General features: G+C 69.5%; 17 protein-coding genes. 11 read left to right on the forward strand and 6 right to left on the reverse strand.

The genetic code is table 11. The annotated features are described in order from the left end of the window. Window positions 1-72: 72 nt before the first annotated feature. The 6 genes from dnaA to NVS83_RS01090 form a co-directional block, all read right to left on the reverse strand. Window positions 73-1,506 carry a chromosomal replication initiator protein DnaA gene (gene dnaA / locus NVS83_RS01065; protein ID WP_258737670.1) on the reverse strand — a complete coding sequence of 478 codons (1,434 nt, stop codon included), beginning with the start codon at window positions 1,504-1,506 and terminating at the stop codon, window positions 73-75. Window positions 1,507-2,732: 1,226 nt separating this feature from the next. Continuing rightward, window positions 2,733-2,999: a 30S ribosomal protein S20 gene (gene rpsT, locus NVS83_RS01070; RefSeq protein ID WP_258731236.1), complete on the reverse strand. Its 267-nt coding sequence runs from the start codon at window positions 2,997-2,999 to the stop codon at window positions 2,733-2,735. A gap of 162 nt (window positions 3,000-3,161) precedes the next feature. Further along, the gene (locus NVS83_RS01075; protein ID WP_258731235.1) at window positions 3,162-3,935 is read right to left on the reverse strand and encodes an enoyl-CoA hydratase; all 774 of its coding nucleotides are present in this window, start codon (window positions 3,933-3,935) and stop codon (window positions 3,162-3,164) included. A gap of 33 nt (window positions 3,936-3,968) precedes the next feature. Beyond that, a complete protein-coding gene (mutM, locus tag NVS83_RS01080) occupies window positions 3,969-4,865 on the reverse strand; it encodes a bifunctional DNA-formamidopyrimidine glycosylase/DNA-(apurinic or apyrimidinic site) lyase (RefSeq protein WP_258737671.1) in 897 nt (298 codons plus the stop codon). Window positions 4,866-4,956: 91 nt separating this feature from the next. Next, window positions 4,957-5,547 carry an HAD-IA family hydrolase gene (locus tag NVS83_RS01085; RefSeq protein ID WP_374115002.1) on the reverse strand — a complete coding sequence of 197 codons (591 nt, stop codon included), beginning with the start codon at window positions 5,545-5,547 and terminating at the stop codon, window positions 4,957-4,959. 128 nt (window positions 5,548-5,675) lie between these two features. Continuing rightward, the gene (locus tag NVS83_RS01090) at window positions 5,676-6,191 is read right to left on the reverse strand and encodes an invasion associated locus B family protein (RefSeq protein ID WP_258731232.1); all 516 of its coding nucleotides are present in this window, start codon (window positions 6,189-6,191) and stop codon (window positions 5,676-5,678) included. A gap of 321 nt (window positions 6,192-6,512) precedes the next feature. Here NVS83_RS01090 and coxB point away from each other — a divergent pair, with 321 nt between their 5' ends. The 11 genes from coxB to NVS83_RS01145 all read left to right on the forward strand — a co-directional run bounded on the left by coxB (window position 6,513) and on the right by NVS83_RS01145 (window position 17,175). Further along, window positions 6,513-7,457, forward strand: a complete 945-nt coding sequence (gene coxB / locus NVS83_RS01095; RefSeq protein ID WP_374115003.1) for a cytochrome c oxidase subunit II — start codon at window positions 6,513-6,515, stop codon at window positions 7,455-7,457. Window positions 7,458-7,522: 65 nt separating this feature from the next. After that, complete coding sequence (gene ctaD, locus NVS83_RS01100; protein ID WP_258731231.1) at window positions 7,523-9,115, forward strand: cytochrome c oxidase subunit I; 1,593 nt, start codon at window positions 7,523-7,525, stop codon at window positions 9,113-9,115. Window positions 9,116-9,275: 160 nt separating this feature from the next. Continuing rightward, window positions 9,276-10,259, forward strand: a complete 984-nt coding sequence (locus tag NVS83_RS01105) for a heme o synthase (RefSeq protein WP_258737672.1) — start codon at window positions 9,276-9,278, stop codon at window positions 10,257-10,259. A 24-nt stretch (window positions 10,260-10,283) separates the two neighbouring features. Continuing rightward, entirely contained in the window at window positions 10,284-10,469 is a 186-nt protein-coding gene (locus NVS83_RS01110; protein ID WP_258731229.1) for a cytochrome c oxidase system small membrane protein, read from the forward strand. Between the two features lie 7 nt (window positions 10,470-10,476). After that, the gene (locus tag NVS83_RS01115) at window positions 10,477-11,193 is read left to right on the forward strand and encodes a cytochrome c oxidase assembly protein (protein WP_258737673.1); all 717 of its coding nucleotides are present in this window, start codon (window positions 10,477-10,479) and stop codon (window positions 11,191-11,193) included. 103 nt (window positions 11,194-11,296) lie between these two features. Next, complete coding sequence (locus NVS83_RS01120; protein ID WP_258737674.1) at window positions 11,297-12,133, forward strand: cytochrome c oxidase subunit 3; 837 nt, start codon at window positions 11,297-11,299, stop codon at window positions 12,131-12,133. A 179-nt stretch (window positions 12,134-12,312) separates the two neighbouring features. Further along, on the forward strand, window positions 12,313-12,699 hold the full coding sequence (locus tag NVS83_RS01125) for a DUF983 domain-containing protein (RefSeq protein WP_258737675.1): 387 nt from the start codon (window positions 12,313-12,315) through the stop codon (window positions 12,697-12,699). 122 nt (window positions 12,700-12,821) lie between these two features. After that, window positions 12,822-13,556 (forward strand): SURF1 family protein, encoded by a 735-nt coding sequence (locus NVS83_RS01130; RefSeq protein ID WP_374115014.1) that lies wholly within the window; start codon window positions 12,822-12,824, stop codon window positions 13,554-13,556. 225 nt (window positions 13,557-13,781) lie between these two features. Further along, the gene (thrC, locus tag NVS83_RS01135; protein WP_258737677.1) at window positions 13,782-15,191 is read left to right on the forward strand and encodes a threonine synthase; all 1,410 of its coding nucleotides are present in this window, start codon (window positions 13,782-13,784) and stop codon (window positions 15,189-15,191) included. Next, window positions 15,188-16,498: a M16 family metallopeptidase gene (locus tag NVS83_RS01140; RefSeq protein WP_258737678.1), complete on the forward strand. Its 1,311-nt coding sequence runs from the start codon at window positions 15,188-15,190 to the stop codon at window positions 16,496-16,498. Before thrC ends, NVS83_RS01140 begins: the two co-directional genes overlap by 4 nt. Window positions 16,499-16,518: 20 nt before the next feature. Then, window positions 16,519-17,175, forward strand: coding sequence for a GNAT family N-acetyltransferase (locus NVS83_RS01145; protein WP_258737679.1), 657 nt, complete (start codon window positions 16,519-16,521; stop codon window positions 17,173-17,175). Window positions 17,176-17,269 lie beyond the last annotated feature (94 nt).

Raw genomic sequence — 17,269 nt, forward strand, 5'->3', positions numbered from 1 at the left:
GATGCGGCCCAGCGATGCGGTCCGGGCGATGCGGCCCGGGCGGGCCGCCGCCAGATCTCCCTCCCGGGCTTGTCAGTCGTCGTTGACCAGCCGCTTCAGCGCCTCGATCTCGTCGGCCATGGCGCGGTCGCTGCCCACCAGCCCCTCGATCTTGCGCACCGCGTGCAGCACGGTGGTGTGGTCGCGCCCGCCGAAGCGCCGCCCGATCTCGGGCAGCGAGCGCAGGGTGAGCATCTTCGCCAGATACATCGCGATCTGGCGCGGCTTGACCACGTTCGCCGTGCGGCGCTGGGACAGGATGTCGGCGCGGGTGACGTTGTAGTGCTTGGCGACGATGCGCAGGATGTCCTCCACCCGCACGCGCTTGGGCTCGCTCGGCCGCACCAGGTCGCGCACCGCCATCTCCGCCATCTCAAGCGTGATCGCGCGCGAGGTGAGCTGGTTATGCGCCAGCAGCCGGTTCAGCGCGCCGTCGAGGTCGCGCCCGTTCTGCCCGCAATGGCGGGCGATGTAGGAGAGCACGTCCGGCGGCACGGCGAAGCCGGGATGCTGCTGGGCGAGCGCGCCGACGCGGGCGGCGAGGATCTCGAGCTTCAGCCCGTCGTCGAGCGGGGAGATCTCCACCACCAGGCCGCCGGCGAGGCGCGAGCGCACCCGCTCCTCGAGCGCGTCGAGCTCGGCCGGCGGGCGGTCGGCGGCGATCACCACCTGGCGGCCGGAATCCATCAGCGCGTTGAGGGTGTGGCAGAATTCCTGCTGCACGCTCTTGCCCTGCAGGAACTGCAAATCGTCGATCACCAGCGTGTCGATGCCGCGAAGCTGTTCCTTGAAGGCGAGCGAGGACTGGCTCTTCAGCGCGGCGACGAAGCCGTACATGAAGCGCTCGGCGGTGAGGTAGACGACGCTGCGCCCGTGCTCGGAGCCCGCCGCGGCGATGGCCTGCAGCAGGTGGGTCTTGCCGAGCCCGACGGCGGCATGGAGATAGAGCGGGTTGAACACCGGACCGGAGCCGGCCGCCGCCTCGGCGACCTTCAGCGCCGCCGCATGGGCGAGCCGGTTGGAGGCGCCGAGCCGGAAGGTGGAGAAGCTCAGCCGCGGGTCGAGCGGCGAGCCGCTGCCGACCTCGGGCGTGCCCGAGGCGCCGGCGCGGGCGGCCTCGGCCGCCTGCCGCGCGGGGGCGGCGGACATGGCGGGGGCGGGGAAGCCGGACGCGTTCATCGGGCGCACCGAGGCGGCCGCGCCCGCCGGGCGCAGCACCGCCGAGCGCACGATCAGCTCGACCCGCTCGACGCCCATCTCCTCGCGCCAGAGCGCGGTGAGGCGGTCGATATAGTGCTGCTGCAGCCAGGTCTTGAGGAAGCGCGTGGGCACCGAGAGGCGAACCGTGCCGGCGGCGATCATGTCGAGCTCGAGCCGGGGGAACCAGCTCGAATAGACCTCTTCGCCGATCTCGGCGCGCAACCGCCGCCGCACCCGCTCCCACGCTTCGCGCGGGGCTGCATCCAAACCTGCATGTGAACCGGAACTCGGTACGGGCCCCGGGTAGGGGGCGCCCTCGGAAGGCTCAAGGCTGTTGGACTTCAACATGTCAGCTCCGCAGGTTTTTGGCGGTTGTTGGGGGATGCCGAGTCGACGGGTCGCGCGGCTTGCCTGCTGCTGGCGCAGCCGGGCCACGGATCCTTTGTCGGTCGGCGTCGACGGGTGAATAGGGGCCGGCACGGCGCGAACGCGCGGTGGCCGGTGCGGCGAGACGCCCGGGCCCGGTCAGGGGCTGTCGCGGCGGTCTCCCGGGGCGGTCAGCCCGGAGGGCTGTCTGAAGGAGAGGCGGGCAAGTTCCACACAGAGGGAAGGCCGTTCTGGAAGGCTAAGTCTTCGGCTCGCCGTGCAAGCCGGCCTTCGGAGGTCGCGTCCTCTCGTGTGCCTGTCCGCGTAGTCATAGTCGCCCCTTCGCGGCAAGATATTTGCCGTCCCTATTGAAGATTCATGTTGTTGTTTGCGCAACTACAAGTCAACTCTGCGAGTTGTCACTCGGCGAGCTGTTCCAATGTCGGTCGGCCCGATAAGCAACTTCGCAAGTAACGCGACGCGGAAGGGGATGTAAATAAGAACAAAGACATACCTATCCCCTCCCCGATACAAAAGGAGTAGCCAATAACTCAACTTTTCGCTGAGATGCCCGGCGGAACCGGATGACCACAACATACACAGGGGCCCCCTCCCGCGCAACGCTCTTGGTGCGATTCCGTCCAGGCGGGGGGCTGCGAATCGGCGAATCAGGGGGCCGAAAAAAAGACCGTCAGTCGGCAAATCTCTGAGTCACTTGCAAGAATCTTGGCGGCTCGGTGACACCCCATCCACGCATCCTTTTTACGTTTCGCGAGGTGGGCGGGGCCCCGGCGGGGCCGATTCTTCCGAGGGGGCGGGGTATGGATCGTAAGCCATTAGGATGTATTAACTTTTTGTGCGCGGCTCGCGCTGTCCATCGTCGCCTTGCGGCACCCGGGAGGGCTGCTTCGGGAGGTTCGGTGAGTCAAGAGGCCGCGGAAAGGGGGCGGGGGCGATTTCCGCACAATTCACGTCATGTGACAGTTCTGCAACGAGCGCGATGACGGTTCGGTGCCGGCCGGGCATCAACGCAAAAAGCCCGGCCGGAGCCGGGCTTTTGCTTGACAGGCGATCTGCAACGATCGGTTGCGCGGACGCAGCGTAAGGGCGCCGGCCGTCCGGCGCGATCAGGCGCCGAGCTTGGCGAGCCGCTGGGCGAGGCGCGAGACCTTGCGCGAGGCGGTGTTCTTGTGCAGCACGCCCTTCTGGGCGGCGCGCATGATCTCCGGCTCGGCGGCCTGGAGGGCGACGCCGGCGGCGGCACTGTCGCCGGAGGCCAGCGCCTCCTCGACCTTGCGCACATAGGTGCGCATGCGCGAGCGGCGGTTCTTGTTGATCTCCGTGCGGCGCTCGATCTTGCGAGCCGCCTTTTTGGCGGAGGGCGTATTGGCCATCGGCCGTCCTCTTCGTCGTCGCAAGGACGGGGCTGCCGTCCTGCCGGATTGTGTTGCGAAATTCGAGGCGGGGCCGGACCCGAAGGAGCCCCGCATGGGTGGCGGGCTTATAGTCGCCGGCGCCCGTCCCGTCAACCGATAAGGCGCCGTCGCGCCCCGCCGCTAGCCGTTGCGGAACGAGGCGGCCCGCTTCTCGACGAAGGCGTCCATGCCTTCCTTCTGGTCGGCGGTGGCAAACAGCGCCTGGAACAGGCGGCGCTCGAAGCGGATGCCCTCGGCGAGCGTGGTCTCGAAGGCGCGGTTGACGCTCTCCTTGGCCATCATCGCCGCGGGCAGGGAGAGGCCGGCAATGGTGTCGGCGACCTTCATCGCCTCGTCCATCAGCCCGGAAAGCGGCACGACCCGCGAGACGAGGCCGAAGCGGTCCGCCTCCTCGGCGGTGAGGGTGCGCCCGGTGAGGCACATCTCCATCGCCTTGGCCTTGCCGATGGCGCGGGTGAGGCGCTGCGAGCCGCCCGCGCCCGGCATGACGCCGAGCTGGATCTCCGGCTGGCCGAAGCGGGCATTGTCGGCGGCGAGGATGATGTCGCACATCATGGCGAGCTCGCACCCCCCGCCGAGCGCATAGCCCGCCACCGCCGCGATCACCGGCTTGCGGCAGCGCGACAGCCGTTCCCAGGAGGTGACGAAGTCGTCCGTATAGGTGGCGGGGAAGCCGAGCGCCTGCATCTCCTTGATGTCGGCGCCGGCGGCGAAGGCGCGGTCCGAGCCGGTGAGCACGAGGCAGCCGATGCTCCGATCGGCCTCGAAGGCGTCGAGCGCCCGGCCAAGCTCGCCGATCAGCGCCTCGTTCAGCGCGTTCAGCGCCTTCGGCCGGTGCAGCGTGATGATGCCGACGCGTCCGTTGGTGGCGACTTGGATGTTGTCATAGCCCATGGCCGGCGCCTCTCGTTCGGGGAATGGGGCGTGCTATCGCTGGCACGTCGCACAGTAAAAGGTGGAGCGCCCGCCCTGGACAAGCCGTGCGATGGTTCCATGGCAGCCGGGCATGGTGCAGGCGCTGCCCTCGCGGTCATAGGCGCGGAAGGTGTGCTGGAAATAGCCGAGCGTGCCGTCGACCCGGGCGTGGTCGCGCAGCGTCGAGCCGCCGGCCGCGATCGCCTCCTCCAGCACCGCGCCGATGGTCTCGACGAGCCGCCGGGCGCGGGCGGTGGGCCGGCCGGCGGGCGTGACGAGGCTGGCGGCGGGCCGCTCGGGCGAGAGGCCGGCGCGGTGCAGCGCCTCGCACACATAGATGTTGCCGAGCCCGGCGACGACCTTCTGGTCGAGCAGCGCCGCCTTCAGCGAGGTGCGCCGGCCGGCCAGGGCGGCGGCGAGGCGGACGGCGTCGAAGGCGTTGCCGAGCGGCTCGGGGCCGAGCTCGCGGAACAGGGGGTGCTCGTCGAGCGCGATGCGCGGCACCAGCAGCATGGCGCCGAAGCGGCGCGGGTCGTTGTAGATGACTTCCGCGCCGCCCTCGAGGCTCAGCACCACATGGTCGTGCGGGCCGGCCGCGCCGCGCGGCAGATGGAACGCGCCGGGCGTGTGCGTGTCCTCGCCCGCCTCGACCCGGAACGAGCCGGACATGCCCAGATGCATCACCAGCACCTCGGCCGGGGCGGCGCCCTCGGGCTCGAGGTCGGCGAGCAGGTACTTGGCCCGCCGCCCCAGCCCTGCGACCCGCCGGCCGGCGAGGCGCTCGGCGAAGCGCTCGGGCAGCGGCCAGCGCAGATCCGGCCGGCGCGCCAGCGCGGAGAGGATCCGCCGGCCTTCCATCACCGGGGCGAGGCCGCGCCGGACGGTTTCGACTTCGGGCAGTTCGGGCATGGCGCGATTCGGGTGTGCGGGTTTCGGCGCGGGGCGCGAGAGGCGCGGGGCGGACACCTTATATAAGGGGCGCCCGGGAAATGAGGAGGCGCTAGAGCAGGGCGAGCCCGGCGAGGAAGGCCTCGAGCTCGGCCGCGCCGCGGAAGCAGTGCGCGCGCATGCCCGCCGCCCGGGCACCCTCCACATTGACCGCCTTGTCGTCGATCATCACCGCCTCCTGCGGCGCCACGCCGTAGAGCGCCGCCACTCCTTTATATATGGCGGGGTCGGGCTTCTTGGTGCCGAACTCGGCGGCGACGTGCATCGACGCGCCGAACAGCGCCCGCAGCTCGGGCACCAGCACGTCGAAATGCTCCTTCATGATCTGCCCGTTATTGGTGAGCAGCGCCAGCGCGCTTCGCCGCGCCACGCGCGCCGCCAGCGCCACCACCGGCGGGTCGAGCGCCATGGCGAGCGCGCGCGTGCGCAGCCATTCCGCGCGGCCGAACGGCACGCCTATCGCCGCCGCGATGGCCGCCAGATATGCGTCGGCGCTGAGCTGGCCGGCATCGGCGGCATCCTCGATGCCGCTGGTCCAGACGAGGCGCTCGATGTCGGCGGGGCCGAGCCCGGCGAGCTCCGCCATCGCCGCGCGGCGGGCGTCGACGTCGTAGCGCAGCAGCACGTCGTCCATGTCGAACACGACGAGCCTGACCCGCGGCGCGCCGGCAGGGGAGGGACGCCCGCCTGCGGTGCCAGCTGCGGGAGCGCCGGCGACGCCGTCAGCCGGGTCGCCGGGCGGTGATCCGCTCGGGGGTCTCACGGGCCGCCTCAGGGAAGCGCGTCGTATCCCTCGCCGAAGCCCTTCAGGCTGAGCGGGATGCCGATGCCTTCCTCCGGTGTCTGGAACACGATGAAGGTCGCGCTCTGGCCGTTGCGGAGTTGGTCGACCAGCTTGTCGTCCATCACCACCTCGGCGACGCAGCCATTGGGCACGCAGCGCACGAAGCCGGCGCGGCCGATGTCTGTGTTGTCGATCTTCAGCCCGAGGCCGGAGGGCAGCAGCACGCCGAGCGGGGCGAGCACGCGCAGCAGCCGGCTCTGCTGGTCGGCGGTCTTCAGCACGATGACGGTGAGTCCGACATTGGGACGGTCGTCCGCCTGCACGCTCTGCAGCAGCACGCACTGCTCGGACTGCGCCCCGGGCGGAGTGTCGCAGCGGATCTGCCAGTCGCCGTGCACGGAGCGAACCACCCCCTGCGCCCGCGCATCCGGCGCCGCGGCGAGGAAGGCCGCGACGGCAAGTGCTGCGAACAGGACGGAACGGAGGGCCGCGAAGCCGCGCATGGGCTGTCTCCTCAATATGTACACGAAGAGTCTTCTAAAGAAACACCGCCGCGGGACAAGGCGAATCATGCCCCACGCCGGGGAAGCCGACCCCGTCATTGACCCCGTACAACGCCTTACCGCGATGTCAAGAATGGGGCGAGTCACCCCTTCGAGTACCCTTCGGGTGCGTGGAACGGTTCCAGGGACCCGACGTCATGTCGCAGGATCAGAGGGCCCCTCGCGCGTTGCTCAGGTGTCCTTTTTGTGTTTGATGAATGTCAAATGCCGCTGGTCCGGCAGGCGCTCTCATGGGGCCTCGGCCGGAAGGTAAGGTAATCGATGGGAGTGACGATCGCGATGAAATCGTGGATCCGCAACGCTGGGCGCACCGCCGCCGGCTTCGTCGGGGCAATGGCCGGCCTGATGGTCCTGGCGTTTGCGGGCATGGATGCGGCTTTGGCCGGCACCGGGCAGCCCTCGCCCTGGCAGATCAACCTGCAGGGCGCCGCCTCGCCGGTGATGGAGAGCATCCGCTCCTTCCACTACTTCCTTCTGGCGATCATCGTCGCCGTGGTCCTGCTGGTGCTCGTCCTGCTCGTGATCGTGATGATCCGGTTCAACGAGAAGGCGAACCCGGTACCTTCGCGTACCACCCACAACACGCTGATCGAGGTCGCGTGGACGGTGGTGCCGGTGCTGATTCTGGTCGCGATCGCGATTCCCTCCTTCCGCCTGCTGTTCCTCGAGCTCGACCTGCCGAAGGCCGACATGACGGTGAAGGCGACCGGCCACCAGTGGTACTGGTCGTACGAATATCCCGACAATGGCGACTTCAGCTTCGACAGCCTGATGGTGCCGACCGAAGACCTGAAGCCGGACCAGCCGCGCCTGCTGGCGGTCGACAACGAGGTGGTGGTGCCGGTCAACAAGATCGTGCGCATCCAGGTGACCGGCGCGGACGTGATCCACTCCTTCGCCCTGCCGTCTTTCGGCATCAAGATCGACGCCATCCCGGGTCGCCTGAACGAGACGTGGTTCCAGGCGGAGAAGGAGGGCGTATATTACGGCCAGTGCTCCGAACTCTGCGGCAAGGACCACGCGTTCATGCCGATCGCCATCCGGGTGGTCAGCGAGGCGGACTTCGCGGCCTGGGTCGAGAAGGCCAAGCAGGAGTTCGCCTCGAACGAGACGCAGGCGCCCGAGCGCGTGGCGCGTAACGACGTGCCGGGCACGATGGTGCCGGGCACGATGCTGCCGATGGCGGCCGCCGCGGCGGCGCGCTGAGGCTCTCGCTTCCGCGCAACAGGAAATACGAAGTGCGTGAAAGCGCACGAATGAGGGACGGTTCAATGGCAAACGCAGCCGCTCACGCAGGCGATCCGACGGGCTGGAAGCGCTGGGTCTACTCGACCAACAACAAGGACATCGGCGTGATGTACCTGATCTTCGCCATCGTGGCGGGGATCGTCGGCGGCATCCTGTCCATCGGCATCCGTGCCGAGCTGCAGGAGCCGGGCCTGCAGATCTTCTCCGATCCGCAGACCTTCAACGTGTTCACCACAGGCCACGGCCTCATCATGATCTTCTTCATGGTGATGCCGGCCATGATCGGCGGCTACGGCAACTACTTCGTGCCGCTGATGATCGGCGCCCCGGACACCGCCTTCCCGCGCATCAACAACGTCGCCTTCTGGCTGCTGCCGCCCTCCTTCGCGCTGGCGATCCTGTCGCTGTTCGTCGAGGGCGCGGCCGGCTCCAACGGCTTCGGCGGCGGCTGGACCATCTATCCCCCGCTCTCGTCCAAGCTCGGCCATCCCGGCCCGGCCATGGACCTGCTGATCCTCTCGCTGCACCTTGCCGGCGCGTCCTCGATCCTCGGCGCGATCAACCTGATCACCACGATCCTGAACATGCGCGCCCCGGGCATGACGCTGCACAAGATGCCGCTCTTCGCCTGGTCGCAGCTCGTGACCGCGTTCCTGCTGCTGCTGTCGCTGCCGGTGCTGGCGGGCGCCATCACCATGCTGCTCACCGACCGCAATTTCGGCACCACCTTCTTCGACCCGGCCGGCGGCGGCGACCCGATCCTGTTCCAGCACCTGTTCTGGTTCTTCGGCCACCCCGAAGTGTACATCCTGATCCTGCCGGGCTTCGGCATCGTCTCGCACATCGTGTCGACCTTCTCGAAGAAGCCGGTGTTCGGCTATCTCGGCATGGCCTACGCGATGGTGGCGATCGGCGTGGTCGGCTTCGTGGTGTGGGCGCACCACATGTACACGGTGGGCCTGTCCTCCTCGACCCAGGCCTATTTCGTGGCCGCGACGATGATCATCGCGGTGCCGACAGGCATCAAGATCTTCTCCTGGATCGCGACCATGTGGGGCGGGTCGATCTCGTTCCGCGTGCCGATGCTGTGGGCGATCGGCTTCATCTTCCTGTTCACGGTGGGCGGCGTCACCGGCGTGGTGCTCTCCAACGCCGGCATCGACCGCTCGCTGCACGACACCTATTACGTGGTGGCGCACTTCCACTACGTGCTGTCGCTCGGCGCGGTGTTCGCGATCTTCGCCGGCTGGTACTACTGGGCGCCGAAGATGTTCGGCTACATGTACTCCGAGACCATCGGCAAGATACATTTCTGGCTGACCTTCGTGGGCGTGAACCTGGTGTTCTTCCCGCAGCACTTCCTCGGCCTCGCCGGCATGCCGCGCCGCTACGCGGACTACCCGGACGCGTTCCACGCCTGGAACTTCATCTCCTCGATCGGTTCCTACATCTCCGGCTTCGCGCTGCTGGTGTTCCTGTTCGGCGTCTACCGCATGTTCGCCGCCAAGGTGCCGGCCGGGGCCAATCCGTGGGGCGAGGGGGCGACGACGCTGGAATGGACGCTGCCGTCGCCGCCGCCCTACCATCATTTCGACGTCCTGCCGCGGATCAAGTGATCCGCCGGACGCGGCACCCCCTCTCCCGGCGCAGCGTGCGCGGCGGGAGCGGGCGACAAGACGGGATGGAGGGCCGCAGAGGGCCCTCCTGCGGGCCGGCGCCGCACAGGCGCCGCCCGGCAGGTGAGAGCGCCGCCCCGCGCGGCGCCGGAGTGAGTTGATGAGCGACGTCGCCTCGCGCGAATACGATCTGGCCCATGCCGGGCAGCACCCGGACGAGGCCCCCTACCACGCCTCGGTGGCGGACTACGTCGCGCTCCTGAAGCCGCGCGTGATGTCGCTCGTCGTCTTCACCGCGCTGGTCGGGATCGTGCGCGCGCCGGGCTCCGTGCACCCGGTGATCGCCTTCACCGCGCTGCTGTGCATCGCCATCGGCGCCGGTGCGTCGGGCGCGCTCAACATGTGGTGGGACGCCGACATCGACGCGCTGATGACCCGCACGCGCCGCCGGCCCGTGCCGGCCGGCCGCATCGCCCCGAGCGAGGCGCTGGCCTTCGGCCTGACGCTGGCGATCGGCTCGGTGCTGGTGCTGGGGCTGCTGGTGGACGAGCTGGCGGCGGCGCTGCTGGCCTTCACCATCTTCTTCTACGCCGTCGTCTACACGATGTGGCTGAAGCGCTGGACGCCGCAGAACATCGTCATCGGCGGCGCCGCCGGGGCCTTTCCGCCCATGGTCGGCTGGGCCGCCGCCTCGGGCGGGATCGGGCTCGAGAGCGTGCTGCTGTTCCTGATCATCTTCTTCTGGACCCCGCCCCATTTCTGGGCACTGGCGCTCTACAAGTCGGGCGACTACGAGCGCGCCGGCGTGCCGATGCTGCCGGTGGTGGCCGGCCCGGCCGAGACGCGCCGCCAGATCCTGCTCTACACGCTGGTGCTGGTGCCGCTCGCGGTGTCGCCGGCGCTGCTCGGCATGGCGGGGATCGTCTACGGCGTGGTCGCCAGCGTGAGCGGCGCGCTGATGCTGACCCTCGCCGTCCAGCTCTATCGCCGCCGGGAGGGCGTCGCCGCCGAGACCGCGGCCAAGCGGCTGTTCGCCTTCTCGATTCTCTACCTTTTCCTGCTCTTCGCCGTCCTTCTCATCGAAGCGGTCGTACCGGCCTCGTTCGGGCCGGCCTGGTTCGGGCCGGCATGGTTCGGGCTCTGAGCATGTGCGCCGCAAGGAATGATCATGTCGGACCAGAACAAGGCCCCGGAACCGGAGCAGGACGAGGGCGTGGTGCTCACCGACGAGCAGAAGCGCCGGCGCCGCTCGCGCTCGATCGCCATCGGGCTCGTGCTCGGCGGGCTGTGCCTGCTCTTCTACATCGTGACGATCGTGAAGCTCGGCCCGGGCGTGCTGGTCCGGCCGCTGTGAGGGTGTGATGGTGGACGAGACCCCGAACACCGAGGGCCGCGCGGCGGCTCCCGCGAGCGAGACCCGGGCGAGCGAGACCCCCGCCGCGCTGCAGGCGAGCCCTGCGGAGGGCAGTGCTGCGGAAGGCGACTCGGCGGGCCGCGCACGGCCGAGGCCGACCGGCGGCAATAGCTGGATCCTCGGCGCCAGCCTCGCCTTGTTTGTCGGCGCCATGGTCGGCGCGGCCTATGCGGCGGTTCCGCTCTACCGCGTGTTCTGCCAGGTCACCGGCTATGGCGGCGCCACCCGGGTGGCGGAGCGTGCGCCGACCGAGGAACTCGGCCGGATGGTCGAGGTGCGGTTCGATTCGAACGTCTCGCCCGGCCTGCCGTGGGACTTCGTGCCGGAGACGCGCTCGGTGCAGGTGCGCATCGGCGAGACCAAGCTGGTCTACTACCGCGCGCACAACCGCAGCGACAAGGCGATCACCGCCGGGGCGACCTACAACGTCACGCCGGCGCAGTCGGGCTACTACTTCTCCAAGCTCCAGTGCTTCTGCTTCACCGACCAGACGCTGGAGCCGGGCGAGACGCAGGACATGCCGGTGATCTTCTTCGTCGACCCGGAGCTGGCCAAGGACCCGGAGCTGACCACGCTCAAGACCATCACCCTGTCCTACACCTTCTTCCCCAAGGCGGCCCCGGTCGCGACGGGCAAGGACGAGACCGGCAAGGCACCGCTTTAAGACGTAACGCACCTGTGCAGCACACCCCGAGGCGGGCAGAACGCCACATTGCCGTCGCGGCAGGGGCCAGCTAGAAAAAGATACCGAACGGAGAGCGCGACCCATGGCCGAGGCCCACGCCAAGCACCACGACTACCACCTCGTCGACCCGAGCCCGTGGCCCTTCGTCATCTCGGTCTTCGCCTTCGTCATGGCCGTCGGCGCCGTGTTCTGGATGCACGGCCAGCTCACCATGCTGGTGATGATCGCCGGCCTGCTCGGCGTGGTCTACACCATGATCGTGTGGTGGCGGGACATCATCCGCGAGGGCCAGTACCAGCACGCGCACACGCCGGTGGTGCAGCTCCATCTGCGCTACGGGATGATCCTGTTCATCGCCTCCGAGGTGATGTTCTTCGTCGCGTGGTTCTGGGCCTTCTTCGACGCGGCGCTGTTCGTCGGCGAGGAGATCAACTTCACCCGCGCCGAGTTCACCGGCGGCCACTGGCCCCCGGCCGGCATCGAGACCTTCAATCCCTGGCACCTGCCGCTGCTCAACACGCTGATCCTGCTCACGTCGGGCACGACGCTGACCTGGGCGCACCACGCGCTGGTGCATGGCGACCGGCAGAGCGCGAAATGGGGCCTGTGGCTGACGGTCGGCCTCGGCGTGCTGTTCTCCTCGCTGCAGGCATTCGAATACAGCCACGCCGAATTCGCCTTCTCCGGCAACATCTACGGCGCCACCTTCTTCATGGCGACCGGCTTCCACGGCTTCCACGTCATCGTCGGCACGATCTTCCTCGCGGTCTGCCTCGGGCGCCTGTTCGCCGGCCACTTCACGCCGACCCGACATTTCGGCTTCGAGGCGGCGGCCTGGTACTGGCACTTCGTCGACGTGGTCTGGCTGTTCCTCTTCACCTTCATCTATGTGTGGGGCAGCGCCGGCGCGCCCCACTGAGAGACCGGCAACGGAAATGAGGGGCGGCGCGAAGCCGCCCCTTTTTCGTTGCCAACGCCGCCGACGGCGCGGCCCCGGCCCGGCCGTCGCGCCCCTGAGCACGGCGCCCTGTCCGCCGCCCGGACGCAACGCCCGCGGCCCGATTGCCGCTCGGGCATGAATGGGAGTAGAAGCCCGCCATGGATCTTCAGCCCTTCCATACCGGCGTCTCGCCCTATGCCGCCGGCCTCTCCTGCCGCTGTCCGCGCTGCGGGCGAGGGCGCCTTTTCAAGGGCTTCCTCACCGTCGCGCCGGCCTGCGACAATTGCGGGCTCGACTACAGCTTCGACGATTCCGGCGACGGGCCGGTGGTGTTCATCATCCTGCTCGCCGGCTCGCTGGTGGTCGGGCTGGCGCTGTGGGTCGAGCTGACCTGGGCGCCGCCGCTGTGGGTGCACGCGCTGCTGTGGACGCCGCTGGTGCTGATTTCCACGCTGGGCCTGCTGCGGCCGCTGAAGGCAACCATGATCGCGCTGCAGTACCAGAAGAAGGCCGAGCAGGGCCGCCTCGATGAGGGGGATGCGTGAGCGCGCCGGCGCCGGCGGAGAACCGCGGCGGGAACCTCGCTCAGAATCACGCCGGGAACCGCAGCGACGACCGCGGCGCGGACCCCGCCGGGGCTCGCGCGGGGAGGCGGGAGCGCTCGCCGCTGCGCCGGCTGCTGCCGGCCGGGCTGACGGTGCTGGTCGCCTTCGCGCTGCTGGTCGGGCTCGGCGTCTGGCAGCTTGAGCGCCTTGCCTGGAAAGAAGACCTGATCGTCAAGGTGGAGGCGCGCATTCACGCGCCGGCCCAGCCCGTGCCGGACGAGGCGGACTGGGACGCGGTCGATTTCGAGCATGACGAATACCGCCACGTGACCGCGCAGGGCCGCTTCCGCCACGATCTGGAGGTGCAGGTCTATGCGCTGGTCGACGTCGAGCCGGACGGCAGTGGTGGGCCCGGCTACTGGGTGGTGACGCCGCTGACCATGGCCGACGGCAGCACCATCCTCGTCAATCGCGGCTTCGTGCCGATGGCCCGCAAGGACCCGGCGAGCCGGCCCGAGGGGCGGGGCGACGGGCTCGTCACCGTCACCGGGCTCATGCGCATGCCGGAGGAGGGCGGGCTGTTCACCCCCGGCAACGACCCGCAGAAGGACGACTGGTTCGTCCGCGATCCGGTCGCCATCGCCAGCGCCAAGGGGCTGGTGCGGGTGGCGCCGTTCCTGATCGATGCCGACGCGACGCCCAATCCGGGCGGGCTGCCGGTCGGCGGGCTGACGCGGGTCGCCTTCCCGAACCGCCACCTCGAATATGCGCTGACCTGGTTCGGCCTCGCCGCGACGCTGCTCGGCGTGTTCGCCGCCTATGCCTGGTCGCGGCTGCGGCAGGCGCCGGCCAGGTAACCGGCGGTGAAATAGGCGCCGACCGGCAGGCCCGCCGCACGCCCTCAAAGTCCGCGCCGCTTGCCTCGGAACGGGCCGGCCACTAGGTTGCCGCGCAATTCGCACCTGGAGCGTGTCGCGCGCACGTGTCGTCGCGGGATAGACTCCGGCTCCTTGTGAATACGCCGTTCCGGGCTCCGCGCGCGTCGCGCCGGTGCCGCCGGGGGGGCCCTAGCGGAGGCGCGCGTGCGCTACATATCCACTCGCGGCGAGGCGCCGGCCCTTGCCTTTTCCGACGCGCTGCTGGCGGGGCTGGCGCGCGATGGCGGGCTCTATGTGCCGGAGCTGTTCCCAACCTTCGCGGCGCCAGAGATCGCCCGGCTCGCCGGCCATTCCTATGACGAGGTGGCGGCGCGGGTGATCGCGCCCTTCGTCGACGCCTCCTTTCCGCCCGCCGTGCTGAAGCCGATGCTCAAGGAGGCCTATGCCTCCTTCCGCCACCCCTCGACCACGCCGCTGGTGGAGATCGCGCCGAACCGCTTCGTGCTGGAGCTGTTCCACGGCCCGACGCTCGCCTTCAAGGATGTGGCGATGCAGCTTCTCGGCCGCATGATGGACCACGTGCTGGCCGAGCGCGACCAGCGCGCCACCATCGTCGGGGCCACCTCGGGCGACACCGGCAGCGCGGCGATCGAGGCCTTCCGCGGCCGCGCGCGCACCGACGTGTTCATCCTCTATCCGGCCGGGCGGGTCTCCGAGGTGCAGCGCCGGCAGATGACGACGGTGCCGGACGCCAATGTCCACGCCATTGCCGTCGAGGGCACGTTCGACGACTGCCAGGCCCATGTGAAGGCGATGTTCAACCATCACGCCTTCCGCGACCGGCTGCAGCTCGCCGGCGTCAACTCGATCAACTGGGCGCGCATCGTGGCGCAAGTGGTCTATTACTTCGTGGCCGGCGCGGCGCTGGGCGCCCCGCACCGGCCGGTCTCCTTCGTGGTGCCGACCGGCAATTTCGGCGACGTGCTGGCGGGGTATGTCGCCAAGCGCATGGGCCTGCCGGTCTCGCGCCTGACCATCGCCACCAACGTCAACGACATATTGGTGCGCACGCTCGGCACCGGGCGCTACGAGGTGACCGGGGTGGTGCCGTCCTCCTCGCCCTCGATGGACATCCAGGTCTCGTCCAATTTCGAGCGGCTGCTGTTCGAGGCGCTGGAGCGCGACGCCGGCGCGCTGCGCGGGCTGATGGCCGCGCTCACCCAGTCCGGCGCCTTCTCGCCGCCCGCGCGCGCGCTGGAGGCGATCCGCGCCGACTTCGATGCCGGCCGCGCCGACGAGGCCGAGACGCTGGCGACCATCGCCGCCGTGCGCCGCGACTGCGGCTACCTGATCGACCCGCACACGGCGGTCGCGGTGTCGGTGGCGGAGCGGATCGCGCACGACCCGCACGTGCCGCAGATCGTGCTCTCCACCGCCCATCCCGCCAAGTTCCCCGACGCGGTGGAGCGGGCCTGCGGCGAGCGGCCGGCGCTGCCCGCGCACCTCGCCGACCTGATGGGGCGCGAGGAGCGCACGCCGACCCTGCCCAACGACCTCGCCGCCATCGAGGCCTATGTCGCCCGCCATGCCCGCGCCGCGGAGCCGGCGGCATGAGCGGTGACACGAACGGCCAGCGGAGCGGAATCTTTTCCAAGGCGCCGCGCATCACCGAGCTCGACAATGGCGTGACCGTCATCAGCGACGCCATGGAGCATCTGGCGACCGCCTCGCTCGGCATCTGGGCCGGGGTGGGCGCGCGCGACGAGCAGGCCGACGAGCACGGCATCTCGCACCTTCTCGAGCACATGGCGTTCAAGGGCACGCGCCGGCGCTCGGCACGCGACATCGCCGAGGAGATCGAGGCGGTGGGCGGCGACATCAACGCCGCCACCAGCGTCGAGCACACCAGCTACAATGCGCGGGTGCTGGGCGAGGATGTGCCGCTGGCGCTCGACGTGCTGGCCGACATCCTGGCCGAGCCGGCCTTCGATGCCGAGGAGCTGGAGCGCGAGCACAATGTGATCGTGCAGGAGATCGGCGCCGCGCTCGACACGCCGGACGACCTCGTCTTCGACCTGTTCCAGGAGCGGGCCTTCCCCGGCCAGCCGATCGGCCGCTCGATCCTCGGCACGCCGGGAAGCGTGCGCTCCTTCGATGCGGCGCGGCTGCGCACCTATATGGGCCGCACCTACCGGCCGGCGCGGATGATCGTGGCCGGCGCCGGCGCGGTCGAGCACGAGCGGCTGGTCGAGGAGGCGGCCAAGCGCCTCGGCGGCTTCGCGGCCGGCGACAAGCCCGAGCCGGTGCCCGGCCGCTACCAGGGCGGCACCGAGATCGGCGGCGGGCGCGAGCTCGAGCAGGCGCATCTGCTGATCGGGCTGGAGGGGCTCTCCTACAAGGACCCCGGCATCCACGCGCTGCAGGTGTTCTGCAACGTGCTGGGCGGGGGCATGTCCTCGCGCCTGTTCCAGGAAGTGCGCGAGGCGCGCGGCCTGTGCTACGCGGTCTATGCGTTCCACTGGGGCTATGCCGATACCGGCCTGTTCGGCGTCTATGCCGGCACCGATGGCGGGGATGTCGGGGAACTGGTCGACGTGGTGGTCGACCAGATCGCGGCCAGCGTCGAGGAAATGACCGAGCCGGAGCTCGCCCGCTCCAAGGCGCAGGCCAAGGTCGGGCTGCTGGCGGCGCTGGAGAGCTCCGGCGCGCGGGCCGACCAGCTCGCCCGGCAGATGCTGGCCTTCGGCCGGCCGATTCCGCTCGAGGAGATCGTCTCCAAGGTCGAGGCGGTGACGCTGGAGGACGCGCGGGCCGCCGGCCGGGCGCTGATCGCGGGCGGGCGGCCGACCTTCACCGCGCTAGGACCCGGAAAGCCCCTTGAATCCGCCGCCCGCATCGCGGAACGTCTGTCGGTTGGCTGATCTCGTTTCCACGCACCCGCATGTCGCTGTTCCGCACGGTCTCCTGGCCTGACCCGCCCACCCTGATCGAGGGCGATGGCGTCGTGCTGCGGATGCCGCAGATGGCGGACTTCACCGCCTGGGCGGGCCTGCGCGAGGCGAGCCGCGACTTCCTGACGCCGTGGGAACCGCTGTGGCCGACCTACGACCTCACCCGCGGCTCGTTCCGCCGCCGCATCCGGCGCTATGCGCGCGACGTGCGCGAGGACAGCGCCTACCCGTTCCTGGTGTTCCGCGCCGGCGATCGGGCGCTGCTGGGCGGGCTGTCGCTTTCCAATGTGCGGCGCGGCGTCACCCAGACCGCGAGTCTGGGCTACTGGATGGGCGCCCCCTTCGCGGGGCAGGGCTATATGAGTGCGGCGGTGCGCACGCTGCTGCCCTTCGCCCATGGCGCGCTGGGCCTGCGCCGCATCGAGGCGGCTTGCCTGCCCAGCAACACGCCCTCGATCCGGCTGCTGGAAGGCACCGGCTTCCGCCGCGAGGGCTATGGCCGCGAATATCTGTGCATCAACGGCGAATGGCAGGACCATCTGCTCTTCGCCCGGCTCGGCCGCGACCCGATCGGCCGCCCCAAGGCGGTGGACACGCCGAGCCTGGTGCCCGTGCAAAGTGAAAACGACATCAATGGCGGCGGCTAGTCTGGAACGACTACAAGTTACCTCCGGTATTTCCTCGTTCATATGGTCACGTGATCGCCAGATAGGGTTTTCCCGATTGACGCGCGGCGGGAAT

This window comes from Ancylobacter mangrovi (assembly GCF_024752335.1).
Lineage (GTDB): Bacteria > Pseudomonadota > Alphaproteobacteria > Rhizobiales > Xanthobacteraceae > Ancylobacter > Ancylobacter mangrovi.

Excerpts from the sequence above, each read along its gene's own strand:
- rpsT (WP_258731236.1), bottom strand. The coding sequence starts at position 2,999 with ATGGCCAATACGCCCTCCGCCAAAAAGGCGGCTCGCAAGATCGAGCGC.
- NVS83_RS01120 (WP_258737674.1), top strand. The coding sequence starts at position 11,297 with ATGGCCGAGGCCCACGCCAAGCACCACGACTACCACCTCGTCGACCCG.
- NVS83_RS01145 (WP_258737679.1), top strand. The coding sequence starts at position 16,519 with ATGTCGCTGTTCCGCACGGTCTCCTGGCCTGACCCGCCCACCCTGATC.
- mutM (WP_258737671.1), bottom strand. The coding sequence starts at position 4,865 with ATGCCCGAACTGCCCGAAGTCGAAACCGTCCGGCGCGGCCTCGCCCCG.
- NVS83_RS01140 (WP_258737678.1), top strand. The coding sequence starts at position 15,188 with ATGAGCGGTGACACGAACGGCCAGCGGAGCGGAATCTTTTCCAAGGCG.
- NVS83_RS01115 (WP_258737673.1), top strand. The coding sequence starts at position 10,477 with ATGGTGGACGAGACCCCGAACACCGAGGGCCGCGCGGCGGCTCCCGCG.
- coxB (WP_374115003.1), top strand. The coding sequence starts at position 6,513 with ATGGGAGTGACGATCGCGATGAAATCGTGGATCCGCAACGCTGGGCGC.
- NVS83_RS01075 (WP_258731235.1), bottom strand. The coding sequence starts at position 3,935 with ATGGGCTATGACAACATCCAAGTCGCCACCAACGGACGCGTCGGCATC.
- ctaD (WP_258731231.1), top strand. The coding sequence starts at position 7,523 with ATGGCAAACGCAGCCGCTCACGCAGGCGATCCGACGGGCTGGAAGCGC.
- NVS83_RS01090 (WP_258731232.1), bottom strand. The coding sequence starts at position 6,191 with ATGCGCGGCTTCGCGGCCCTCCGTTCCGTCCTGTTCGCAGCACTTGCC.
- NVS83_RS01110 (WP_258731229.1), top strand. The coding sequence starts at position 10,284 with ATGTCGGACCAGAACAAGGCCCCGGAACCGGAGCAGGACGAGGGCGTG.
- NVS83_RS01125 (WP_258737675.1), top strand. The coding sequence starts at position 12,313 with ATGGATCTTCAGCCCTTCCATACCGGCGTCTCGCCCTATGCCGCCGGC.
- NVS83_RS01105 (WP_258737672.1), top strand. The coding sequence starts at position 9,276 with ATGAGCGACGTCGCCTCGCGCGAATACGATCTGGCCCATGCCGGGCAG.